At 45.6% G+C, this 22,935-nt stretch carries 19 protein-coding genes; 8 read left to right on the forward strand and 11 right to left on the reverse strand.

The genetic code is table 11. The annotated features are described in order from the left end of the window. Positions 1-125: 125 nt before the first annotated feature. Positions 126-1,685: a bifunctional aminoglycoside phosphotransferase/ATP-binding protein gene (locus GZ78_RS10620; protein WP_034835288.1), complete on the forward strand. Its 1,560-nt coding sequence runs from the start codon at positions 126-128 to the stop codon at positions 1,683-1,685. Between the two features lie 144 nt (positions 1,686-1,829). Next, complete coding sequence (locus GZ78_RS10625) at positions 1,830-2,090, forward strand: TfoX/Sxy family protein (RefSeq protein ID WP_034835289.1); 261 nt, start codon at positions 1,830-1,832, stop codon at positions 2,088-2,090. Position 2,091: 1 nt separating this feature from the next. Here the strand turns inward: GZ78_RS10625 and GZ78_RS10630 are convergent, their stop codons facing one another. Both GZ78_RS10630 and gcvH read right to left on the reverse strand, forming a co-directional pair. Beyond that, positions 2,092-2,847, reverse strand: a complete 756-nt coding sequence (locus GZ78_RS10630) for a HesA/MoeB/ThiF family protein (RefSeq protein WP_034835290.1) — start codon at positions 2,845-2,847, stop codon at positions 2,092-2,094. Positions 2,848-2,987: 140 nt separating this feature from the next. Next, the gene (gcvH, locus tag GZ78_RS10635; RefSeq protein ID WP_034835292.1) at positions 2,988-3,380 is read right to left on the reverse strand and encodes a glycine cleavage system protein GcvH; all 393 of its coding nucleotides are present in this window, start codon (positions 3,378-3,380) and stop codon (positions 2,988-2,990) included. Positions 3,381-3,951: 571 nt separating this feature from the next. On the opposite strand from gcvH, the gene GZ78_RS10640 reads away from it, so the two are divergent. Next, positions 3,952-4,476 (forward strand): hypothetical protein, encoded by a 525-nt coding sequence (locus tag GZ78_RS10640; RefSeq protein WP_051786045.1) that lies wholly within the window; start codon positions 3,952-3,954, stop codon positions 4,474-4,476. 23 nt (positions 4,477-4,499) lie between these two features. Here GZ78_RS10640 and GZ78_RS10645 read toward each other — a convergent pair whose 3' ends face one another. The 5 genes from GZ78_RS10645 to GZ78_RS10665 all read right to left on the reverse strand — a co-directional run bounded on the left by GZ78_RS10645 (position 4,500) and on the right by GZ78_RS10665 (position 9,193). Continuing rightward, positions 4,500-6,278 (reverse strand): lysophospholipid acyltransferase family protein, encoded by a 1,779-nt coding sequence (locus GZ78_RS10645; protein WP_034835294.1) that lies wholly within the window; start codon positions 6,276-6,278, stop codon positions 4,500-4,502. 274 nt (positions 6,279-6,552) lie between these two features. Next, positions 6,553-6,999 carry a MauE/DoxX family redox-associated membrane protein gene (locus tag GZ78_RS10650; RefSeq protein ID WP_034835296.1) on the reverse strand — a complete coding sequence of 149 codons (447 nt, stop codon included), beginning with the start codon at positions 6,997-6,999 and terminating at the stop codon, positions 6,553-6,555. A gap of 15 nt (positions 7,000-7,014) precedes the next feature. Continuing rightward, positions 7,015-7,455, reverse strand: coding sequence for a YHS domain-containing (seleno)protein (locus GZ78_RS10655; RefSeq protein ID WP_034835298.1), 441 nt, complete (start codon positions 7,453-7,455; stop codon positions 7,015-7,017). 20 nt (positions 7,456-7,475) lie between these two features. Continuing rightward, positions 7,476-8,627, reverse strand: coding sequence for an ATP-grasp domain-containing protein (locus tag GZ78_RS10660; RefSeq protein WP_152558660.1), 1,152 nt, complete (start codon positions 8,625-8,627; stop codon positions 7,476-7,478). 2 nt (positions 8,628-8,629) lie between these two features. Next, a complete protein-coding gene (locus GZ78_RS10665) occupies positions 8,630-9,193 on the reverse strand; it encodes a DedA family protein (RefSeq protein WP_051786046.1) in 564 nt (187 codons plus the stop codon). A gap of 254 nt (positions 9,194-9,447) precedes the next feature. Between GZ78_RS10665 and GZ78_RS10670 the strand changes: the two genes are divergently transcribed. The 4 genes from GZ78_RS10670 to GZ78_RS10685 all read left to right on the forward strand — a co-directional run bounded on the left by GZ78_RS10670 (position 9,448) and on the right by GZ78_RS10685 (position 16,633). Continuing rightward, entirely contained in the window at positions 9,448-10,833 is a 1,386-nt protein-coding gene (locus GZ78_RS10670) for a S8 family peptidase (protein WP_051786047.1), read from the forward strand. A gap of 218 nt (positions 10,834-11,051) precedes the next feature. Further along, positions 11,052-13,136, forward strand: coding sequence for a TonB-dependent receptor plug domain-containing protein (locus GZ78_RS10675; RefSeq protein WP_236631527.1), 2,085 nt, complete (start codon positions 11,052-11,054; stop codon positions 13,134-13,136). Positions 13,137-13,158: 22 nt separating this feature from the next. Continuing rightward, a complete protein-coding gene (locus GZ78_RS10680; RefSeq protein WP_161787361.1) occupies positions 13,159-13,701 on the forward strand; it encodes a YfiR family protein in 543 nt (180 codons plus the stop codon). Positions 13,702-13,873: 172 nt separating this feature from the next. Beyond that, positions 13,874-16,633 (forward strand): response regulator, encoded by a 2,760-nt coding sequence (locus GZ78_RS10685; RefSeq protein WP_034835302.1) that lies wholly within the window; start codon positions 13,874-13,876, stop codon positions 16,631-16,633. A 326-nt stretch (positions 16,634-16,959) separates the two neighbouring features. Here the strand turns inward: GZ78_RS10685 and GZ78_RS10690 are convergent, their stop codons facing one another. After that, complete coding sequence (locus GZ78_RS10690) at positions 16,960-18,744, reverse strand: acyl-CoA dehydrogenase C-terminal domain-containing protein (protein WP_034835304.1); 1,785 nt, start codon at positions 18,742-18,744, stop codon at positions 16,960-16,962. 182 nt (positions 18,745-18,926) lie between these two features. Further along, positions 18,927-19,640, reverse strand: coding sequence for a hypothetical protein (locus tag GZ78_RS10695; RefSeq protein ID WP_034835306.1), 714 nt, complete (start codon positions 19,638-19,640; stop codon positions 18,927-18,929). A 209-nt stretch (positions 19,641-19,849) separates the two neighbouring features. Between GZ78_RS10695 and GZ78_RS10700 the strand changes: the two genes are divergently transcribed. Further along, a complete protein-coding gene (locus GZ78_RS10700) occupies positions 19,850-20,110 on the forward strand; it encodes a hypothetical protein (protein ID WP_051786049.1) in 261 nt (86 codons plus the stop codon). A 60-nt stretch (positions 20,111-20,170) separates the two neighbouring features. Here the strand turns inward: GZ78_RS10700 and GZ78_RS10705 are convergent, their stop codons facing one another. Together GZ78_RS10705 and GZ78_RS10710 are read right to left on the reverse strand one after the other, a co-directional pair. After that, positions 20,171-21,961, reverse strand: a complete 1,791-nt coding sequence (locus tag GZ78_RS10705; protein ID WP_034835308.1) for an acyl-CoA dehydrogenase C-terminal domain-containing protein — start codon at positions 21,959-21,961, stop codon at positions 20,171-20,173. A gap of 176 nt (positions 21,962-22,137) precedes the next feature. Further along, positions 22,138-22,887, reverse strand: coding sequence for a hypothetical protein (locus GZ78_RS10710; RefSeq protein ID WP_034835309.1), 750 nt, complete (start codon positions 22,885-22,887; stop codon positions 22,138-22,140). Between the last annotated feature and the right edge of the window lie 48 nt (positions 22,888-22,935).

Raw genomic sequence — 22,935 nt, forward strand, 5'->3', positions numbered from 1 at the left:
TAATTGCAACGTCCGTATGTCAATCTCCTCCATTGAGAGGATAAGTAAATTATCCTATGGCGGGTATAATCACCCACTCAAATTAGGGAAGAGCCAAAAATAATAATCAACAATGGATCAAAACATTGAGCACGGAACTCATCGAGGCTTTACTGAAGCCCTCTGCCTATCCTCATCCCGTTGAGAAGATAGAGCTTCTGGAAACTCATATATCCTGGGTTATTCTGACAGGAGAAAGAGTCTACAAGATCAAAAAACCTATGGATTTTGGTTTCCTGAACTTCACCAAGCTGGAAGACCGAAAGACATTTTGTGAACTGGAGATGAAGCTGAATCAGCGTCTTGCTCCACGACTCTACGACTCGGTCATTCCCATCAGCGGTTCTCCGGACAACCCTATACTCAATGACAACACTAACCCCATCGAATACGCCATTGTGATGCACCAGTTTCCACAAGAGAATATGCTGGATGCTATCAGCTCATCAGGTAAATTGACTCTGGAGCCTTTACTGGATGTAGCCGAGCAACTGGCTGACTTTCATCAGAACATTGAAGTCAGCACTTCAGAACAACACTACGGTTCCGCAGAACACGTCTGGTTTCCGGTTAAACAAAACTTTGATCAAATCAGGCCTTTGCTGAGTCAGAAACAAGACCTGCTCCAACTCGATAAACTTGAACAATGGGCTTCTGAAAGTTATCAGAGCCTTCTCCCTCTGATCAGAGAGCGAAAGGCTGAAGGTTTTATTAAAGCCTGCCATGGCGATGTCCATCTGGGCAATATCACCTTGTTTGAAGACAAAGTAACCCTGTTCGACTGCATTGAATTCAACGAAGACTTCCGTTGGACTGATACCATGGCAGACCTCGGTTTTCTATGCATGGACCTGGACTCCAGAGGCCTTTCACACCTGTCGTCTTCAGTCGTTAATAGGTATATGGAAATCAATGGTGACTTCCGGGGACTGGGCCTATTAAATTTCTACAAAGCCTACCGGGCAGTGGTAAGAGCCAAAGTCGTCCTGTTCCGATTACACGGAGACGATATTACCGACCCATTGCGGTCAGAGGTACTGGCAGAGTACCGCCAATATACAGATCTTGCAGAAAGCTACTGCACCCTGGAAAAGCCGTTTCTTGCCATGATGCAGGGTCTGTCTGGTTCAGGAAAAACGACTGCAGGCAGAGAGCTGGTAGAACATTCCAACTGCGTGATGCTCAGAACGGATATCGAGCGTAAAAGACTTTTTGGTCTCAAACCAGAAGCTTCCAGCCATGATGCCAAGCTGGATATCTATACACAGGAAGCCACTGATAAAACCTATTTGCAGATTCAGTCAACCGCTCGCTTTCTGTTAAGTCAGGGAATCTCTGTTGTTATTGATGGAGCGTCGCTCAAACTTCAGGAAAGATCACTCTGCTGTCAGCCTGCCATTGAGCTGAAAATCCCTTATTTTATTGTCAAATGTATGGCACCAGACAATGTTCTGAAGAGCCGTATTATTAAACGTCAATTCAATAACTCAGACGCCTCTGAAGCGACGACAGACCTCATTCAACAACAACACCAATGGGAAGAACCACTCTCAGATCACGAAGAAAAGCACACCATAGTGCTAAATACCGCAGATAAAGGTTGGCGTAAAAAACTGCTAAGCGACCTGACTGATCAATTGAATTGATCTATTTTTCCTTCTTCGGCTGTCCATTTCTGGGCAGCTGTGAAGACTCGTCTATCATTAACTCATTAAAAGAAATTTCCTTCTGACATTCAGAAATATCAAGCAACCCTTTCATGGACGCTTGGGACGATTTGGAAAACCGGTATGGCAACTAACCTGATCGAATTAAAAAATCTGGGTAAAACTTCAGTGCAGTGGCTTAACGCTGTAGGTATTCGCACTCTCGAACAACTTCATGATGTAGGTGCTGTAGCCGCCTACTGCAAAGTTAGAGACAGAGGTTTCAAGGTATCCAAAGTATTGCTCTATGCAATGGAAGGCGCTCTGATAGGTGCTCACTGGAATGAGTTAGACAGTGATCACAAAGAACGCCTGCTGAGCGAAGTTAAAAACTTTCAGGGCTGAATCAGGCGTTATCCTGATGTCCGCAGACAGGACATTCAGGATCAGCGGCCAGTGATAGACTCTGCCACTGCATAGTGGCAGCATCGAACATCAACAGTCGGCCATTCAATGACTCTCCTGCCCCCGTCAACAGTTTGATGGCCTCAAGTGCCTGCATGGTACCTATAGTCCCGACTACGGGTCCCAATATTCCCGATTCCGAGCAACTCAGTTCTTCAGCGATTTCCTCTGAATAGAGGCAGCGATAACAGGGAGCATTCTCCTGCCATCGATCAAACACAGTGAGCTGACCACTGAGGCGGATAGCAGCTCCCGTCACCAATGGCACACCGGAATGAACACTGCAACGATTGACCATAAATCGGCTGTCAAAGTTATCGGTAGCATCCAGAACCAGATCACTGTTCTCTACCAAAGCTAACAATTCCTGCTCTCCCAGTTTCCTGGGAATGGGCTCAATCTCAATTCCAGGATTCATGGCGCTGATTCTTGCAGCCACTGCATGTACTTTAAATTGTCCTATGTCATCAGTGGAAAAGGCTATCTGTCTTTGCAGGTTGGTGGTATCCACAACATCCGGATCAATAATGGTCAGCCTGCCAACACCTGCGGCCGCCAGATACATCGCTGCCGGACAACCCAGCCCTCCCATGCCAACAATCACAATATGGGCATTGAGCAGTCGCTCCTGCCCCTCAATGTCTACCTGAGGCAAAAGTATTTGTCGGCTGTAACGCAGCAGCTGATCGTCATTCATGTTGAAACGTCATGTTCACTGGGAAGGGAATGCTGCAGTATACCGCCCAGAACAGAGGCAGCAAGACCCCAGAGCAGCCAATAAAACACAAAAAAGCCCTGACAGAGCAGGGCTTTTCATGGATTGTCAGATTTCCCTTATCAGGCTTCTGACTCTACGAATTCTGCGTAGCCTTCGGCATCCATCAGTTCGCTCAACTGGCCTTCATCGGTAATCTTGATCTTGAAGAACCAGCCTTCATCATAAGGAGCACCATTGACGGTTTCCGGGGTTTCTTCGAGAGCTTCGTTGATAGCAACCACTTCACCAGAGATAGGCGCGTAGATGTCAGAAGCGGCTTTTACGGACTCAACCACACCCGCTTCATCTTCAGCAGCCAGAATAGAGCCCACTTCTGGCAGTTCAACGAAAACGACATCACCCAGAGCTTCCTGGGCATGATCGGTAATACCAATGGTGGCAGTACCGTCTTCTTCGATTCGGATCCACTCATGGGAACGAACATAACGCAGTTCGGATGGGATGCTACTCATCGAAAATTCCTCTGGTCACTTAACAATTTCATTCTTTTCAGTGGCTGTCAGTCGGAAGGCAGCCTACTGACGGCACCGCACATTTATCTAGAAGGTAGTCGAAAAGGCTGTACTTGTAATTTCAGTATTTACCCTGATCCAGATCACCGGGAAGCAGGCACTAAAAAGATATATAAAAACAGGACAGCCTGTCCTTTTACTAGTGATATTCCCCCGCTTCATCGCACTGATGAAGGTGACTTTCTATACCACTATCAGCATTTATATATGTCGATTAGTCAGCTACTAAACCTCAGCAGCTGTGCTGAAAACCATCTTCTGGAAACAGTACTTTCAGGGCCCCGTCGAGCTTATGCTTTCCAGCATTTAATGCTTTAGAGCGCTTCAGGCTACTGACACCCGCTATTCAGACAGGCATTCTAACCAGAATCCATGACTCCGCCAATATTTCATTCAAGACGAATGCACTCTGTTGACATTCATTGGCATGACTCAGATTCCGCACCTATACAAAAAGCCTTCCTCTGTGACAGACTGATTAAATCAGGGATAAAAATAATCCGGGAACAGCATGACTCTGACCGACGCCCGCCAATTCAATATCAGCACGCTCTCAGAACTGGAATCAGTACTCCTTCACTTGTCTGAAAAACAATATAAGAAGACATCATCTCTTTTATCGAGCTCAGTAGGCACTCATGTCAGACACATCATTGAGTTCTATCATTGTTTTTTCAAAGGACTGGATTATGGCGCTATAGATTACGACAACCGTCCCCGTAACCCGGTGCTGGAAGAGTCTGTGGATCAGGCCTTGGAATACCTGAAAAATGTTCATTTATTGCTTAGTGGGCAAGATATGTCCCACTACCCTGAAACGGTTTCAGTAGTGGCATTGACAGGTTCCGGAAGCCCTGTTCAAACCAGCAGCAGTATTATCAGAGAACTGCTTTTTCTGCAGAGTCACACGACCCACCACCTCGCCCTCATTGCCCTGATGCTGGAGCAGGAAGGCATCAAACTACCCCTCGACTTTGGTGTAGCCACTTCTACCAGACGGCATCGCCAGGCCGCCGAAGAGCCTGCCCAGGAATAGGTTGGCTCTCATATAATAAAGTCTTATGCTGCAGGCCGGTTATATTCGAGGAAGGCTCTGGCTCCGGCTGCCCCCATATATTTATTGAGCGTTCTTTCGTCTACTTTCTGAAGATCAACAATAATCAATCCATCCAACGCATTGTTAAAATCCGGGTCAACATTAAAAGCGGCCAGCTCACCACGCAGTTTTAAGTACTGCTTCAGTAAGATGGGAATCCCTTTATTATCTTTCTCTATCTGTTGCACCAGGGAAGAGAGCTTTTCAAAGTCTGTCAGCCCCAATAAGTCGGTCTGGTTCCAGAAACGACCTTTGCCTGGCTTTAAAGGCGTTGTGGGCTGCACCAAATCACGAAGTACACTGTCTGAATTATTCATAGACAGACAGCCTGCCATCAGTTGACGTGAAACCTCGCTGTAATCACTGCTAATGCTGACTGGACCAAACAATACTTTGTACCATGGGTTCGCCGCTACATACGCACCAATACCTTTCCACAACATCATCAGAGCACTCAGACTTCTCTGATACTCAGGCACTACAAAGGATCTCCCCATTTCGAGGCAATTGCCCAGCTTGTGGATAAACTCTGCGTGATAACGGAATAAGCTGCGGGAGTATATGCCATGCACACCTTTAGAACGGAGGATTTGGTCGACCTGCCCGATCCGATAAGCACCCATGATTTTTTCTTCTTTATGATTCCAGAGAAACAGATGAAGGTAATATTCATCATACTCATCCAGATCTCTGGGTTTACCTGTACCTTCACCCACCCCCCGAAAAGTGACTTCCCTGAGGCGGCCAATTTCGGGCAGTACTTGAGACAGCTGCTCTGATCGTGCGCAATAAACACTCATTTCTCCCTTTTCCAGCAGCAGGCACTCCTCTGGCAGCTGTTCAACATTGGCTTTCAGTGCTTCAGGAGAAACAGGGGCTGCAACTGGCTGTTCTTTTCTCTCTTTACGAGGTAGAGAAACCAATTTGGTTCTAACTGGTTTATGCGTGGATAATAGATAGGTATTCAAGCGAAGGTAGTTGGTTAAAGCAGCATCAGAGCTCATCGACTGATAATCTGACTCATCTAATGTGCGGCCTATTCGAAAGCTCAGGGTTGAACCTCTTTTATTAAGCAGTTCCCTGATCAACCTGACTGTTCTTAAACGGGGATGAATCAGCCCCATGACCTGAAATAGCCAGCCATTTCTACCTTCTATAAAAACAGGTGTGACTTTAGCCTGTGTTTGTCTGATGATTCGAGCGGCTGTATTTCTCCATTTTGGATCTGTAACCTGCCTTAACGAGAGGTCAAGGCTGGAGACTTCACCTGCAGGAAAAATAAGCAGCTGATGACCATCAGCCACCCACTTCCTGGCCTCTTCAATCGCATTTACATTCTTCTTTCTGTTATTGGCATTAATAATATCAACGCCAATAAAAAGCTCTTTTAATTCGTGAATACGACAAAGTAACTCATTAGTCAGCACCTTTACATCAGGACGTACCTGCAACAAAAGATCGGCAAGCGCTACACCTTCAATACCACCAAACGGGTGATTTGCCACAATAACCGAAGGGCCTGTTTCAGGGATTGAATCCAGATCCCCCGAGGCTACCTGGTGTTGAACATTAAAAATCTTCAGCACCAGTTTAATAAAATCATCTGAAGGGTATTCTTCATTGACTTCTTTTTTATAGAGCTGATCCATAGTTTTTAAACCTAAAAACCACTCAGCAGCAGCCTCAGGTAAACCAGACCGTGTTTTTTTTGGAAGCCTGAATGGAGAACTGTCAGGAGTCATCCGTTTTTCCCTTTCTCTTTGATGTGAAAAGCCTTGTTGTCTGGCCGCTAAACATCAGTAATAGCAACAATGCTTTTCTACCTCTATAGGCATTGTTTTCAGTCCAGCTCAGGAGACCGGCCAACTTCCTATCTTTTATAATGAACAAGCTGACCTTTATGAACAAGACTAGGAAGGAGAAATGACAAACCCATTAACAGATTGTGAAAACACTGTGACGATATTCATTGGGAGAATGGGCGGGATACTCCTATCCCGCTCAAAGAAGCGTGCATTAGAAAAGAATACGCTTGATCGCATTATCGGTATCAAAAAACTCCATAATAGCGACAACTACTGCAGCCACCAGCATGCCAGAAGCATTGTAAAAGAGTAGTCCTCCGTCATCTCCGATAATATTTCCCGTATTATCGAACTCGGGCATATTGATACCCAGTGGTGTAAACAGATGGAAGAAGACAGCCCCTGCCATAACACCTGCAGAAAGAATGGCTCCGTATAGTCTGCAGGCAGGAATCATCAAAAGTATCGCAGCAATCAGCTCTGTAATACCCACACCATAAGCACCATACTCAGCAAACCAGTCCAGACCTGACCAGTTCCCCAGAACACTGAAAATGTATACGGTCTCGTAAGCATCCGTGAATTTGAAAAACAGGGATTGTACAAATACAAAAGCAATGTATATACACAATATCCACTTAAAGCCTTCCTTGAACATAATGCTCTCCTTGCATTAATTAGCCATCATTTTTGGCCAGTTCGTATCACCCAGCTTGATGAAGCCCGGTATATCTTTCTGCCACTTTCCCTGAATATCTGCGTCGTAATTCAGATAAAGTTTCTTGTCTACAATTTTCCAGTAATTGGGATCACCTGGCGCTCTTTGTTTTTTTTCAGCCACAGCCCAAGCGCAATAACCACCGTACTGAGGACGATATTTATCAGGTTCTCTCTTGAACATATCAAGGTGTTTTTCAGAGGAGAAGTACCATTCTACATCCAGATACTTGTACTTGAATCGGGCGTTACCCTTAACGGCTTTACCTTGAGTAAAATAAGCCACCGTGTCATACCCACTGACTGCTTTATTACTGAACCAGCCGGTATAAATATTCTTGGCAGCAAAAGCATTGCTGCTGAACAGCAACACCAGAGCCAAAATAGCGCGGATCATCCTCGCCTCCCTGCGGACAATTACTCCGTATCCGGATATTGTCTGACAAGCTCTCGCTCCTGCTTCCATTGTTTATACAACGCAAAAATGGAAGGTGGGCGAAATCCCCGGCGCCGATTGAGCCACCCCAGTCGAAAGAGCGTGCGATACTGATAAAACAGAACTCGATAGACTTCTCTCAGAGAATTTCTGCAATCCCAGATATGGGCTGCTTCGCTACTGGCACCATTCACTTCAAGTATATAGTAATTTTCGCCATTCATTATAGAATTTATATCTCTAAATCGAATATCAATGCGTCCGTAGAAGTAGTCTGGCAAGCCTTCAGCCACTTTATCAAAGGCTTCTTCAAGCTTCGGGGTTATATATTCCCTGCCATCTCGGAAGATAGCGCCTCTGGAATGACTGCCTGCAAATGCCAATCGAAATGGAACGTCTCTGGGAATAACCTGCTCCAACTTTTGAAAATGACGCCTGAAATACAGCTGGCTGACTTTACTGGCCCTTGGATCTTTTTCGATTAACTGCCGCAAAGTATCCACGCCATTTCCAATCACATAAGGAGGGTATTTCAGTGTCATTGAAAATATCCGTCCTCGTTCTTCCCCCGGGTAACGAATGTAAAATACACCGGCCTCTGCTTCATACGGTATGACTTTCTGAAGCATAATCTGACCCGAACTGGGAAAGTTATTGATATAAGCTTTAAGCTCCAGAGTATCTCTGACAATTTGAACCCCTGCCCCCCGGCAGCCGACATCAGGCTTGGCAATAACTGGAAACTCCAGCTCAATAGACCCCATAAGCTGGCGAGCTTGCCAGACAGCATCTTCTGTTGAACTCCAATCCGAAATAAGGCACCAGGGCGCAATTTTTTCTCTGGCCTCTCCAGAAGCGGATGAAAAAATTTCTGACTTTGATTCCCCTACCATTCCACTAAGGCTGATTCCGGGGTTACTGATTAAAGGTAAGCTGACTCCCCTATATCGAATCGATAACCAAAGCCATTGCACAGCGACGGGAAGATAAAAAATATAACTGGGCCAGAATTCAAAATAGGAAATGGTTTTATCCGACATATCCAGTGGTGGCATTCCCTGATGAACCACCTTGTCTTTTCCGTCAGGGCGTACAAATGTTTCAACCAGACGTTCCGTGTCGGTTATTTCCATGGTTATTTCAACACTCCATATGTGCGATAAATCAATCGATGTCCATACATGATTAAAATCACGACAACAGGTAACAAAATCCACTTCCAAAGGCCTAATTCAGACCAGAACATAACTCCAACCGCATAAAAGCCCGAAAATAAAAACGCAGTCCAGACAATAGAAGCAATAAAAACCAACATAAAAAACTTTAAGAAAGAGAGCTTAAAGAATCCACAGGCTGTATAAACAGGAAATCTCAGTCCCGGTATAATCCGCACAGATAGCACGGTCGTCGACATTCGATTTTCCAGCCAAACTCCAGAACGTTCAACAGATGAAAGGTCAAGAAAACGACTTAGTCTGTTTACTTTTCTGGCAAGAACGCCTAATCCATAAAGCCCAAGATCACCTGTAAAGATACCAATAAACAGTGCCCAAAATGCCAATTGACTGCTGATGGCTCCGTCTGCACTTAATAAAGCCGCGAATACGATAGCAGCATCTTCCAATATATAGCTGCCCAAAAGAATGAGTAATGCCAGCAACCAGGGATGCTGAATAGAACTCAACCAGTACTCAAGCATATCTCAACTGCCATTTTTTTGTCATTTGATTCAGGTTATAACGTTGAAACATGGTAATTCAATCATAAACAGCAGAAATTACAGATCTGATATGACACATCAGGTGGATTATTACTTGGTTCAAACTCTTAATACAAGGCACCCCCTGTACAGGAAAAACGACACCTCTTCGAAGATGCAGTGTCGTCCTGTTTAACATCAACCATACTATTTTGAATCGCTTTTCTAAGAACCAGAGATAAGGATATCTCGCCATGAAAGCAAGGATTGCTTTATTACTGTTTTTTCTTGGATTCATTCCTCAAAGTGCTACCCCCCAGGAAATGGAGAATGAAACAGCTCCCCGTCAGGTAACCGACCGAATCATCGTCAAGTACCACCCCAAGCCCACCCAGGGTAATGCCATGGCTTTCATCAAACAGGGCGTCAGCTATGGTTCTTTTGGTGTTGCTGCTGGCAAGGATAAAGAAATTCTTGAGATTGGCAGCAGCCTGAATATTAATGATGTTCAGACACTGGCAGACAGCCTGGAGGACGACCCTCAAATTGCCTTTGCTGAGCCTGACTTTATTATGCAGATCATGCGGACTCCCAATGATTCACGCTACAACGAACAATGGCATTACTTTGAATCAACAGCAGGTAGCAACCTGCCTGCCGCCTGGGACATTTCAACAGGCCACAATGTCATTGTTGGCGTTATCGATACAGGCATCGTTTATCACAAGGATATTGATGGTAACGTAGTTTCAGGCCATGACTTCATATCACACTCATGGATAGCCAATGATGGTGGAGGCCGTGACAGTAATGCAACTGATTCAGGCGATGCTGTGACTTCAGCAGGAGCCTGTGGTTACACTAATGGCCAGCCCATTCCTTCTTTACCCACTGAAAGCAGCTGGCATGGAACCCATGTTTCCGGCACCATCGCCGCAGAATCCAATAACAGCACAGGCGTTGCTGGCGTTGCCTGGAATGCCAAAGTCATGCCTTTACGCGCTCTGGGACGATGCGGTGGTTATACCTCGGATATTATTGATGCCATGCGCTGGGCAGCAGGACTGGACGTTTATGGTATGGCTCGCAACAGCAACCCGGTCAAAGTAATCAATATGAGCCTGGGAGGTTTTTCCTACGGCTGTCCCCAGAGTTATCAGAATGCAATCAATGAAGTCGTCAGTGCCGGGGTAACCGTTGTTGTTGCTGCAGGGAATGAAAACACTAACGCAGCTTATGCCACGCCTGCAAACTGTCATAATGTCATCACTGTTGGCGCTGTTGATCGAGGCGGTGACCGCAGCTGGTATTCAAACTATGGAAGCCATGTGGATATTTCAGCTCCCGGCGGAGAGACTCGCTATTATGGAAATGGTGTCCTGTCTACCGCCAATGCGGGAGCCACTTCTGCCACTCAGGATAATTATGAGTATTATCAGGGTACCAGCATGGCCACGCCCCATGTTGCCGGAGTTGCCGCTCTCATGTATTCCATCAACCCTGATCTGACACCAGCCAGATTAGAAGAAATCATCAAATTCAATGCTCGCCCCTTCTCCGGCGGTACATGCAATACCCGTCTTTGCGGCGCAGGCATTCTTGATGCGGGTGCCGCAGTATTAGATGCCAGCGACGAATAAATCATAAAAAGCAGGTTCAAAGCCCATGCAGGACCTGCTCCCTTTATTACCCACCCTTTATCACATAGAAAGCACCTTTATCAGTCAGACAGGACAAATTCAGTTTTTCCAATTCACACTCCTCTAAATCAGCTAGGTTTTAAAGAGGACCTTTTAGTTTTTTTGAATCTTCAACTTCAGCAGTGTTGGGATTAAATCAAGATCCATGGAGCGGAACCTTGAAAACCAAATTTCTACCCACACTGCTGGCCACGTGTATTTTCGCAAGCAGCCAATCTATCGCAGAACCCCAGGAAGAAGAGGATCTTTTTGATCTCAGCCTTGAAGAGCTGATTTCCATGGAGATTCCTGACGTTACTTCTGTATCCCGAAAAAAGCAGCGTTTAATGGATTCCGCCGCCGCTATTTATGTCATTACCAATGAAGACCTTCAACGCACCGGGGTCACTTCAATACCCGAAGCATTAAGAATGGTTCCGGGTATGCAGGTAGCAAAACTGAATGCTAACACCTGGTCTATTAGTACACGGGGATTTAACTACATCTTTGCCAACAAGTTGTTGGTACTGATTGATGGCAGAACCGTTTACTCCCCTCTCTTTTCGGGTGTCAATTGGGACGTTCAGGACACCATGATGGAAGACATAGACCGGATTGAAGTAATCCGGGGACCCGGTGCGGCACTCTGGGGAGCCAATGCCGTCAACGGTGTTATTAACATCATTACAAAAAAAGCAGCCGACACCCAGGGCAATCTACTCTCAGTCGGAGCTGGCACCGAGGAAAAAGCCTTTGGAGCCTTCCGTCATGGTGGCGAGTTTGGCGAAACAGGTTTCTACCGAGTTTATGTCAAAGCCTTCGAGCGGGATGGCCAGGTCAATGCAGAGGGTCAAGACACTGCTGATGACTGGAAGATGCGCAGGGCTGGCTTCAAATCAGAATGGAAAACAACACCTGACTCAGAAATGACGGTTCAGGGTGAACTATACGAAGGCACTACCCGACCACCATTAAGGTTACTCGATAAGTCGCAGCCAACCAATCCACAACTCTTAAATGGCTTTATCGTTAATGGACTCAGTCGGGATCAACGTGGCGGTAACATTGGGGCTAATTGGAAAAGAACCCTTAGTGACACACACGATTACTCCTTCAGAGCCATCTACGATAACTACCAGAACTTTGATTACCGGATCGCTGAAAAACGTGACACGGTTGATTTTGAGTTTCAGCATTACTCCCAACTTTGGGGTAAACATGATCTGGTATGGGGGCTGGGTTATCGAGCCACATGGTACGAAGTCAAAAACACGTCCTACATGTATTTGCTGGAAGGCAAGGATTCAAAACAAACAGAACTGTTCAGTGCTTTCATACAGGATGACATCACCCTGAATGATCAATGGACGTTTACTCTAAGCTCCCGATTTGAACACAACAGCTTCACGGGTAATGAAGTTCAACCCAACGCAAGACTGACCTGGAAACCCACTGAAAACAGGACATTCTGGGCTGCTCTTTCAAGAGCTTTAAAAACGCCTTCTATCAGTGAAACAGCATTACAAACGGATGGCATCACTATCGAAAGTAGCGGTGATGTCGCCTACGTGATCCCCATCATGGGCAACCCTGATCTGGAATCAGAAAAGCTAACCGCTCTTGAAATAGGCTACAGAGAGCAGTTTGGCAACAGTTTCCGGTTAGATATCACTACATTCTATAGCCAGTATGAAGATATTATTGCCTATGTTGATATCAACCGGTGTCCTAACGGCAATCCCACAATGTCATTTGGGCAATTGCAGAACTTTTGCCCCTATCCTGGCCTTGTTCAAATACCCACCACTCTAATCAATGGTCTGGATGTAAAAACATACGGACTCGAAGTAATTGCAGACTGGCAAGCAAAAGACTGGTGGAAACTGCAGTTTACCTATAGCTGGCTGCAAACAGATGCCATTCCCAACAGGTCAAGCACAAGCTTCCTTAAAAGTAATGAAAGAATTGTTGAAGAACTGAGCGCCCCCCATACCGCCAATATCAGATCCACAATGAACTTACCTAATCAGTGGTACTTTGATTTCTGGGTCCGTTACATGGACGAGCTCAAGAACGCAAAAATTGGTGCCCACACATCACTGGATATTCGACTGGCTAAAAAATATAGCGAAAACCTTGAGTTTTCTTTGGTCGGACAAAACCTCTTCAGGAATCATCACCGGGAGTTTTATGAATCTCTGAGTGGTATGGCCCCAACTGAGACCCAGGAATCATGGTACGCCCAGATTCGCTGGCAATTTTAATCGGATGGAGGAGGATAACTTCATGCCGATGCCAATGAACATGATTAAATCAAACATCAGTCTGTTGTTGATTACTGTCAGTTTATCAGGACTGTTCTTTGCCCCTGCTGCAAAAGCCGGCACACCGGAAGATAGGGTTAAAACAGCTATTGTCTATAAGATCACCAAGTTCGTCACCTGGCCCAAGAAAAAGCAAAGTCTGACTCTTTGTATTCTTGGTGAAGGTTCGATCAACAGTGAGTTAATTAAAATCAATCGAAAAAGCAGCATGGGCAGACGCTTGTCTGTCACTCATAAGGATCTTAATGCTCCTGTGGGTAAGCTCTGTGACATTCTTTACTTGCACAGTATTGATCAGGCTTCCTCTTCAAAAATTACCAGCAGTCTGCAGGGTAAACCCATTCTTACGATCAGTGATAATCGCTCATTTGCTGAACAGGGGGGATTGATTGGCTTGGCCAGACAGGGAAAGAAAATCAATTTCACCATCAACAAATCATCGGTTGATGCATCAGGCCTGAATATCAGCTCACAGCTGATGAGTCTGGCCAAAGTGATCGAGTAATACGGCCATGAGCTGAAGATGCAGTGAATTCTGAACCTGAGAAGACTGCCTTTTCAAAATAAACAGTAACGACTCGTTTTCATCCCGTCCGGGATGGAAACCTTTTTTGGTAGCACAATAAAAAATGGTTACTTTCAGGAACCTTCCTATTAAGCGAAAGCTGCGATATGCCATGCTGATCACAGCATACGCAGTTCTGCTGGTAACCTTATCCATTCAGAGTGTCAGTGACCTGATTAAATCCCGAACCTCTCTGGTTGACCACATGGAAACCCTGGCTGAGGTGGTGGGCTCCAATGCTCATGCAGCTCTGGTTTTTGAAGATGAAAACTCTGCAAAAAATCTTTTAACCGGCTTTGATAGTGCTCCACATATTCAATCGGCTTTTCTCTTGAATGCCGATGGTGAAGAAATTGCTGCCTATCACCGCTCAAACCATAGCCCCTGGGCTTTCTCACTTCAGGATTTTGAACGCCCGGTCACTATTTTCAGCAACACCCGTCTCCACTTATACCGCCCCATTATTCTGGATAAACAACTGATTGGGGCTATTTATATCCAATGCGATTTGTCACCACTGTATATAGAACTGACTCAAAACCTTTTACTGGCGCTGGTAGCAGCCCTGATCTCTGTCATTCTTGCTTCTATTCTCGCCTCAAAACTGCAGAGATTACTGGGCAAGCCTATTACGGAACTGGCTAACACTATTTCCCAGATGACCAAAAATGAGCAATACGATCATCAGGTACAAAAATTTGATAACGATGAGATTGGTCAACTGTACGACTGCTTCAATGAAATGCTGATGCAGATAAAAGAGAGAGATCAAAGACTTCAGCAACACCGTGAAAATCTGAAAGCTTCCGTTGCAGAAAGAACCCGGGAATTACACAGCGCCAACCGAGAGCTCAAAGACAACATTTCAGAACTCAATGAAGCCAAGGAAGCCGCACTGGAAGCCGCCAAGGCTAAAAGCACATTTCTAGCAAATATGAGTCACGAGATCCGTACCCCCATGAATGGGGTGCTGGGTATGCTGGAACTTTTGAAGGATACCCGTCTGGATCGAGTGCAACAGGACTTTCTGGAGACGGCATACAGCTCAGCCGATGCTTTACTGCAAATTATTAACGACATCCTCGATTTCTCCAAAATTGAGGCGGGTAAAATGGAAATTGAATCCATTGAGATGAATCCCGCTGAAATTGCTGAAGATGTCTGTGCTCTTTTAGCAGGAAAAGCCAGAGAAAAAGGTTTAGAGCTCAATTGTTACACCGATGTTGACCTGCCCAGCATTCTTAAAGGAGACTCTGTACGCTTACGACAAGTTCTTACCAACCTCGTCGGTAATGCCGTCAAATTTACCGAAGAAGGTGAAGTGGTTGTCCGGCTGAATATGCTGGAAGCCAAAGACAAACATGTCAAAGTAGAGTTTTTAGTAGAAGACACCGGCATTGGGATTGCCGCTGATGTTCTGCCAAACCTGTTTACAGCCTTCACTCAGGCTGATGGCAGCACGACCCGAAAGTTTGGAGGAACAGGTCTGGGACTCCCCATATCCAGACAATTGGTGGAACTGATGGGCAGTGATGTAGAAGTATCCAGTGCACTGAACCTTGGCTCAACGTTCTCATTCGTGCTGGATCTGGACGTCTCTGAAACCCAGGCAATTAAACCCAGAAACGTCAGCCATGCTCTTGAAGGCATTAAAGCATTGATTGTGGATGATAATGCCACCAATCGCGAAATTCTCAGGCACTATCTGACCGCCTGGGGTATTGACCACTCGGAAGTAGACAGTGGGATTAAAGCACTGGAAGTCTTGAATAAAGCACTGGAAGAAGGTGCGCCCTACGAATTAATTCTTCTTGATATGGATATGCCTGAAATGGATGGACTGGCACTGTCCAGAGCTATTGACGGACAGCCAGAACTAGCGAAAGCCAGAAGAATTATGCTGAGTTCTTCTGGTTTTATTACTCGCGCTAAACAAAAAGAAGTGGGTATCTCTGCCTGCCTCAGCAAACCTTATCGGCAATCCAGGTTACTGGATACCACCATGCAGGTTATGCATGAACACCACATCAAACAAACTGAAACAGTTGAAGCTCATGTTGAGGAAAGCGCCTTCAGTCATAATATTCGCATTCTTCTGGTTGAGGACAACATTGTTAATCAGAAAGTAGCTGTCAGTATGTTGAAAAAAGTCGGACTGAACAGCCCAGATATTGCCGCAGATGGTAAAGAAGCGGTAGCCATGATCCACAAACAGGAATATGACTTGATACTCATGGATTGTCAGATGCCTGAAATGAGCGGCTATGAAGCCACCGGTTTGATAAGAAAACGTGAAAACACTCACAACCTGCCTCGAATCCCAATCATTGCCATGACAGCCAATGCCATGCAGGGAGACAGAGAAAAATGCCTGACTTCCGGTATGGATGATTATCTGAGTAAACCCATCAAAGCCAACACCCTTAAGGAAAAGCTGGCTCAGTGGTTAATCAATGATCTTGATGACTGTGATATTGACTCAGAAACAGAAGAAATTCTCGAAAGAGTGGAAACGGAAAATCATCTGGAACCTGAAGAGCTGAATCCCATTCTGGACATGATGACACTTAATACATTGAAAGAAATCATGGAAGAGGAGTTCGACAGTCTTGTAGAAAGCTATCTTGAAGATGCGCCATCACTCTTGAAAGATATCCAGAATGCTTCAAAAGAAGCCGACTTGCAAATTATGATTCGGGCAGCCCACACATTAAAATCCAGTAGTAATAATCTTGGTGCCTCACTCTTAGCGGGCTTCTCATTGCAAGTAGAAAAACTGGGTAAGGACAATCAACTGGCAGAAGCAATCCAGATAATCCCTCAACTGGAAGATGCTTTAAAGAAAACAACAATAGCGCTCAAGTCCCTCTGAAATACTATTTAACGCTTCCTAAAAAGAAAAAACCTCGCAAAGCGAGGTTAATTGTTCCTGGGCTGACTCCCTGTGAGCGTCCTGCTCGTTATTTTGCTTCCTTGCCTCTACATTCCATGTAGATTAATAGCCCATTAATTTAACTATAGACAAATGGTCAGGAATGAAAAGTTGATTGAGTTAAAGATTAACGCTGTTTGTCATTCAATTGACTTTCAGCTTTCCTATCTTTCATAGGAAAAGCCTTTCAACCCAAGAGTGAAGAAAGGCTTTCTTTATCCATTTATTCTATTAATACATCGCTTACAAATTGGAAAAAATGCTTATCAGAATTGTTCAACAGATAAGTCATAAAGCGCCTCGGCTCCAGAAGCAGCAGAGAGTAACAGACCTTCCATTCTTGGTAACAAACGCTGGTAATAGTATCGGGCAGTGATAAGCTTCGCCTGATAAAAGCTGTCTTCCTCAGTACCTGCCAATAACTGATTCTGAGCTTCTCTTGCCATCATCGCCCACATCCAAGCATAAGAAACATATGAAAAAGCATGAAGGTAATCAGTACAGCTGGAATTAACAACATTGGAATCTTTTGCTGCTTGCTTAATCAGCTTATTCGTCAAAGATTCCAGTTTGGCCAATGCAGCTTCAAGAGGAGCAGAGAACTCATCACTTTCACCTGCAGCAAGGAAGCTTCTGATATTCCCGGCAAACTGTTTGAAATAGCTGCCGCCATTCATAGTAATCTTGCGACCCAGTAAATCAAGCGCCTGAATACCATTGGTTCCTTCATAAATCTGAGCTATGCGAACATCTCTCACCAGCTGCTCCTGACCCCATTCACGAATGTAGCCATGTCCACCAAATACTTGCTGACCAGCCACACAACTTTCCAGCCCCATATCGGTCAGAAATGCTTTGACGACAGGTGTCAACAGAGCCACCTGGTCGGCAGCCTGCTTTCTCTCTGTCTCATCCGGACTGAATTTTGCTGTATCCAGAAGAGTCGCCACATAAGTTGAGAATGCTCGCCCACCTTCATTCAAGGCTTTCATATTAAGCAACATTCTTCGTACATCACCGTGCACAATAATTGGGTCTGCTGCTTTTTCAGGCTCCTGAGGACCAGTAGCTGCACGCCCCTGAATTCTGTCCTGAGCATACTCAAGGGCTGTTTGGTAAGACATTTCACTGGTACCTAAACCCTGAATGCCTACGAAGAGTCGTTCGTAGTTCATCATAGTGAACATAGCGTTAAGACCCTTGTTCACTTCACCGACCAGATAACCTTTAGCACCATCAAAGTTCATGACACAGGTGGCTGAAGCCTTGATACCCATTTTGTGTTCTAGAGAACCACAGCGAACTTCATTTCTATCTTTCAAAGATCCATCTTTATCAACATTCACTTTTGGAACCAGAAACATAGAAATGCCTTTGGGGCCGACAGGAGCATCTGGCAGTTTAGCCAAAACCAGATGGATAATATTGTCTGTCAGGTCATGCTCACCGGCAGTAATAAAGATCTTGGTACCCGTGATGTTATAGGAGCCATCGCCATTATCTTCTGCCCGGGTTCTGATAATGCCAAGGTCTGTTCCACTGTGTGACTCAGTCAGACACATAGCACCGGTCCACTCACCAGAATAGAGTTTGGGAAGATAGAGTGATTTAAGCTCTTCAGAAGCATGAGCATCAATAGCCAAAGCAGCACCAGATGTCAGACTTGGATAGAGGATAAATGCCAGGCTGGCACTGCTGAACATTTCATCAAACTGAGCACTGAGCGCTTTTGGCATCCCCATGCCTCCATGCTCTGGGTTGCCTCCTATCCCTGTCAGGCCGGCCTCGGAAAATAACTGATAGGCTTCTTTGTAACCCTTTGGGGTGGTGACACCTTCTTCACTCCAGTGACACCCTTCTTCATCACCTTCCCGGTTCAGGGGAGCAACGGTTCTTGCGGCTAGTTTGGCTCCTTCCTCCAGAAACGCATCGGCTGTTTCACGATCAACCAATTCCTTAATAGCAGGCCACTGCCCCCAACGCTTGTCAGTATTGAAAACTTCGTACATCACAAAGCGCATATCACGGAGAGGTGCCTGATAGTCAGCCATAGAGAACACTCCTGGAGTCTTAGTGTTTTTAGTCAAGTGTACTTTTATTTTACCCCAGAGTTTCAGGGGCTAAAAGGAATGTTTTAAACTAACGTTTGAATTTTTAACTACAAAAAAGCCACAGTATTTATCTGTGGCTTTTGCGCTCAATCTGAAGGGCTTAATATGGGATATTTCTAATATCAGAACCGGTAATAAAAACCTGCTGTCAGAACAACACCTGCCCAGGAGAGTTCAACACCAAAGCCTTTATAATCAATATCAAGCACAGCCTGAGCCAAGGGGAAGAAGCGTGTGTCATACAAAGTCAGGTACTTTTTGTAACCATACATAAGGCCTGCACGATAGCCCGCCCCTACATCAAATTCGCCATACTTCTGCTGAAACAAGGTTCGTTGCCAACCAGCTGACCACACCCGGTCTCTATGCGTATTGATAAAGGTTCCGCCATAATAACCCTTGTAAGAGAAACCGACCAATTCATTATTGTTTTCCTGATCATCGCCGGGATCCAGATGCAGCGTCCACATGCCCAGATAGATATGATCCCGGGATGGGCGCCCCCAGATTTGATCAACCCATCCAGACTCCTGCTCAAAACTGTCATAAGCCAAATCAATTTCTAATGTTTGTATTACCTCCACTTCCTTTGGCGATTCCTCTTCAACCTGACCCCCTTGCTGGTCAGTATCTGCAGCCAACATAACACCAGCAGGCTCTAACCATTTAGACTGTCCTTGATGTGCTCGAAGTCCGTAGTCCATTTCGCTGCTTTCTGCAGCTTGTGCCTTTAAGCCACAGACAATCAAAAGGATAAGAAGTACCTGCAAGAAAGAATTAATGAAGAGCTTAAAAAAGCCCGATAAGGGGTTTATTAGTGTTTTATATTTGCTCATCGCCTCGCCTAATACAGCTCTGGTGCGGCTGTTATATCTCCATGGACTATGAAAAAAGGATTAATGCCGTATTTTTTTATAGACCAGCGCTGAAGGTTAGGCAAAAAACAAATAGACGATAGACTCAAAAGGGCCCTCTTAAAAAATCACCGGATTATGATTTTTTTCATGTTAACTTAAATATGTGCGCATATTTCAAAGGAATGACTATGCGGTATCTGATGACCCTGATCAGCATTATGTTGAAAATCAAATGGCAACCTGACTGGATGCAGAACCAGTCGCCTGAGGCCAACCACTTTTATCGCAGAACCTTTACCCGCTCTTATCGAACAAAAAAAAGAATTGTAAAAAATATCTGGATTGCTGCCGGACTGTTAATGTTAATCAATCCTGTTATTCACATTGTGATGTTAATTGCCCTGCCCGCGACATTACTCAGTTTTGTAATACTGGATGAGACTTCATAACTTCCAGACATAAAAAAAGGGCTGCCAGAAGCAACCCTCTTTCAAAAGATTAATCAGTGATTAGAGCTCACCAAAATCTTCCTCTGCCATATCCAGCAGATTTTCTGTACCTGACATCATGGCAGACTTATGAGCCAATGTTCTTGGCAGGATACGCTCGTAGTAGAAGCGTGCAGTCTGAATCTTGGCTTTATAAAAGCCTTCTTCAGTAGTCCCTTCAGCCAGTTTTTCCTTCGCTAAACGAGCCATATCAGCCCACATGTAAGCCAGTGTCACATAACCGGAGTACATCAGGAAATCGACTGCAGCTGCACCCACTTCATCAGGATTCTCCATCGCCTTAAGACCCAGCTGCATGGTGAGATCACCCCACTCTTTGTTCATGGCTGCCAGTGGTTCAACGAAGGCTTTCAGATCATCATTCTCGGCATGAGCCTGACAGAATTTGTGTATTTCTTTGGTGAAAGGCTTCATGGACTCACCACCGGTCTGGAAGATTTTCCTTCCCAGCAGGTCCAAAGCCTGTATACCAGTCGTTCCCTCATAAAGCATGGAAATGCGGCAGTCACGAACATTCTGTTCCATGCCCCATTCACTGATATAACCATGACCACCGTAGCACTGAACACCATGGTTAGCAGACTCAAAACCTGTTTCAGTCAGGAAAGCCTTTAAAATAGGTGTCAGGAAGCCCAACTCTTTATCAGCCTGCTTACTCACAGACTCATCAGGACTGTGCAACAGATCCGCTTTCTTGGCTGTATAGTACATCAGAGCACGGTTACCTTCTGTGAAGGCTTTGATCGTCAGCAACATGCGGCGCACATCAGGATGTACGATGATTGGGTCTGCTGGACCATCAGGATTCTTGACGCCGCTCAGAGAACGCATTTGCAGACGCTCACGGGCATAACGCAGAGCACCCTGATAGGCAATTTCACCATGAGACAGTCCCTGAATACCGGTACCCAGACGAGCCGTATTCATGAAGGTGAACATGCAGTTCAGACCACGGTTTTCCGGACCAATCAGGAAGCCCGTCGCTTCGTCAAAGTTCATGACGCAGGTCGCGTTACCGTGAATACCCATCTTGTGTTCGATAGAACCACAGCTGACGCCGTTGCTCTCACCGTGCTTACCTGGCAGATGCTTGGGAACGATAAACAGGGAGATGCCTTTGGTACCTTCAGGCGCACCCGGCAGACGAGCCAGAACGATGTGGACAATATTGTCTGCCATGTCGTGTTCACCGGCAGAAATAAAGATCTTGGTACCTGAAATCTTGTAAGAGCCATCAGCAGCAGGCTCAGCCTTGGTACGCAGCATACCCAGATCAGAACCACAATGAGGCTCGGTCAGACACATGGTGCCGGTCCACTCACCGGATACCAGTTTGGTCAGGTACGTTTGCTTCTGATCTTGAGTACCGTGGGCTTCCAGGGTATTCATAGCACCATGGCTAAGTCCGGGATACATTCCCCAGGACCAGTTGGCTTCACCCATTAGCTCGCTGAGAACCAGACCCAGAGAGTAAGGCAGACCCTGACCACCATATGCAGGGTCACTGGCCAGTGAAGGCCAGCCACCTTCAACATACTGCAGGTATGCATCTTTGAAACCGTCAGGTGTTTTCACACCGTCCTCAGACCAGGTGCAGCCTTGCTCATCGCCTACCTGATTAAGAGGAGCCAGAACCTGCTCACAAAACTTGGCACCTTCTTCAAGAATGGCGCCCACCATATCAGGGGTGGCTTCTTCACCACCGGGAATACTGCCGTAATGCTCTTGATATCCTAAGAGCTCGTCACGTACGAACCGGATATCGCGCAGGGGGGCCTTATATTCTGGCATAACGGTACCTCTGGGTTCTCTTATATTTATTCAATGAACTGATCATATGTAAAAGTATAGTATCAGTTTCAAACAGTTGTTTGAAAGTTACGTTCGCTTTCAGTAAATGTCAACTATTGTCATGCTTTATCTTTCAAAAACGTGGTGGTTAAAGAAGAACCTGATCAGTGGCTTTTTTATTGGAGTCTTCCGGGGGGCAAGCGCCTGACTGCCTCGCTCACTGTGTGCAGAATTTTATTATCACTTTCGGGCTCTTTTCGGAGCCATTGTGCAGCAGCTTCTTCACCCAAGGTTAGCTGACCCAGCTTAACCAGAAAACTTCTGGCACTGGAAAGTGTGAGCAGATGATTGGAAGCCAACACATCTCCTCTTCGGTACTCGTCATAGGCGTTATCCACAGCTTCTCGAAGGCGGTTCAGATAGCTTCCTTCATCAGCAAACTCTGCCAGCAAACGACCGGTATACTCCTCTGGATGATTCAAGATTTCTCTTTCAATACTGTTCAGAAAATCTTCCTGTGCATGACCTTCACCGGTGTAGAAAGCTCTCTGATGCATCAGCTGCCTCACAGAAAAGATATCTTTCATAAAAGACTCTGTATTCCCCTCTCTCAGAGAGGACAAGGCAGTATCAACCCGACTTTTGATTTGAGCATCCATACGTGGAACGGCCCTGCTGGCCCAGTTCGAGGGCTTTAAGAGTCCCAGTCGAAACTTGAACTCTTCCTTTGTCATTCTTTTGATTCGTCTTTGCCCGGAAGAGCGTTTGAATGGATTAGTCTTTAAATGACCCAGCTTTCTTTTTACGCCCTCGGAAATTCTGACTTTAAAGCGACCTTTCCATTTGACGGACTTTGGCTGAACCTGCTGAGGAGTAGTGTCCGTTGAATGATGGAGTGCTGGGGTCTCGCCGACTTTCTTATCCATAGAATGAAGTTCCAATATCCACTATTGGCTTTATCGGAAGACAGGAAA

It is taken from the genome of Endozoicomonas numazuensis, assembly GCF_000722635.1.
Lineage (GTDB): Bacteria > Pseudomonadota > Gammaproteobacteria > Pseudomonadales > Endozoicomonadaceae > Endozoicomonas_A > Endozoicomonas_A numazuensis.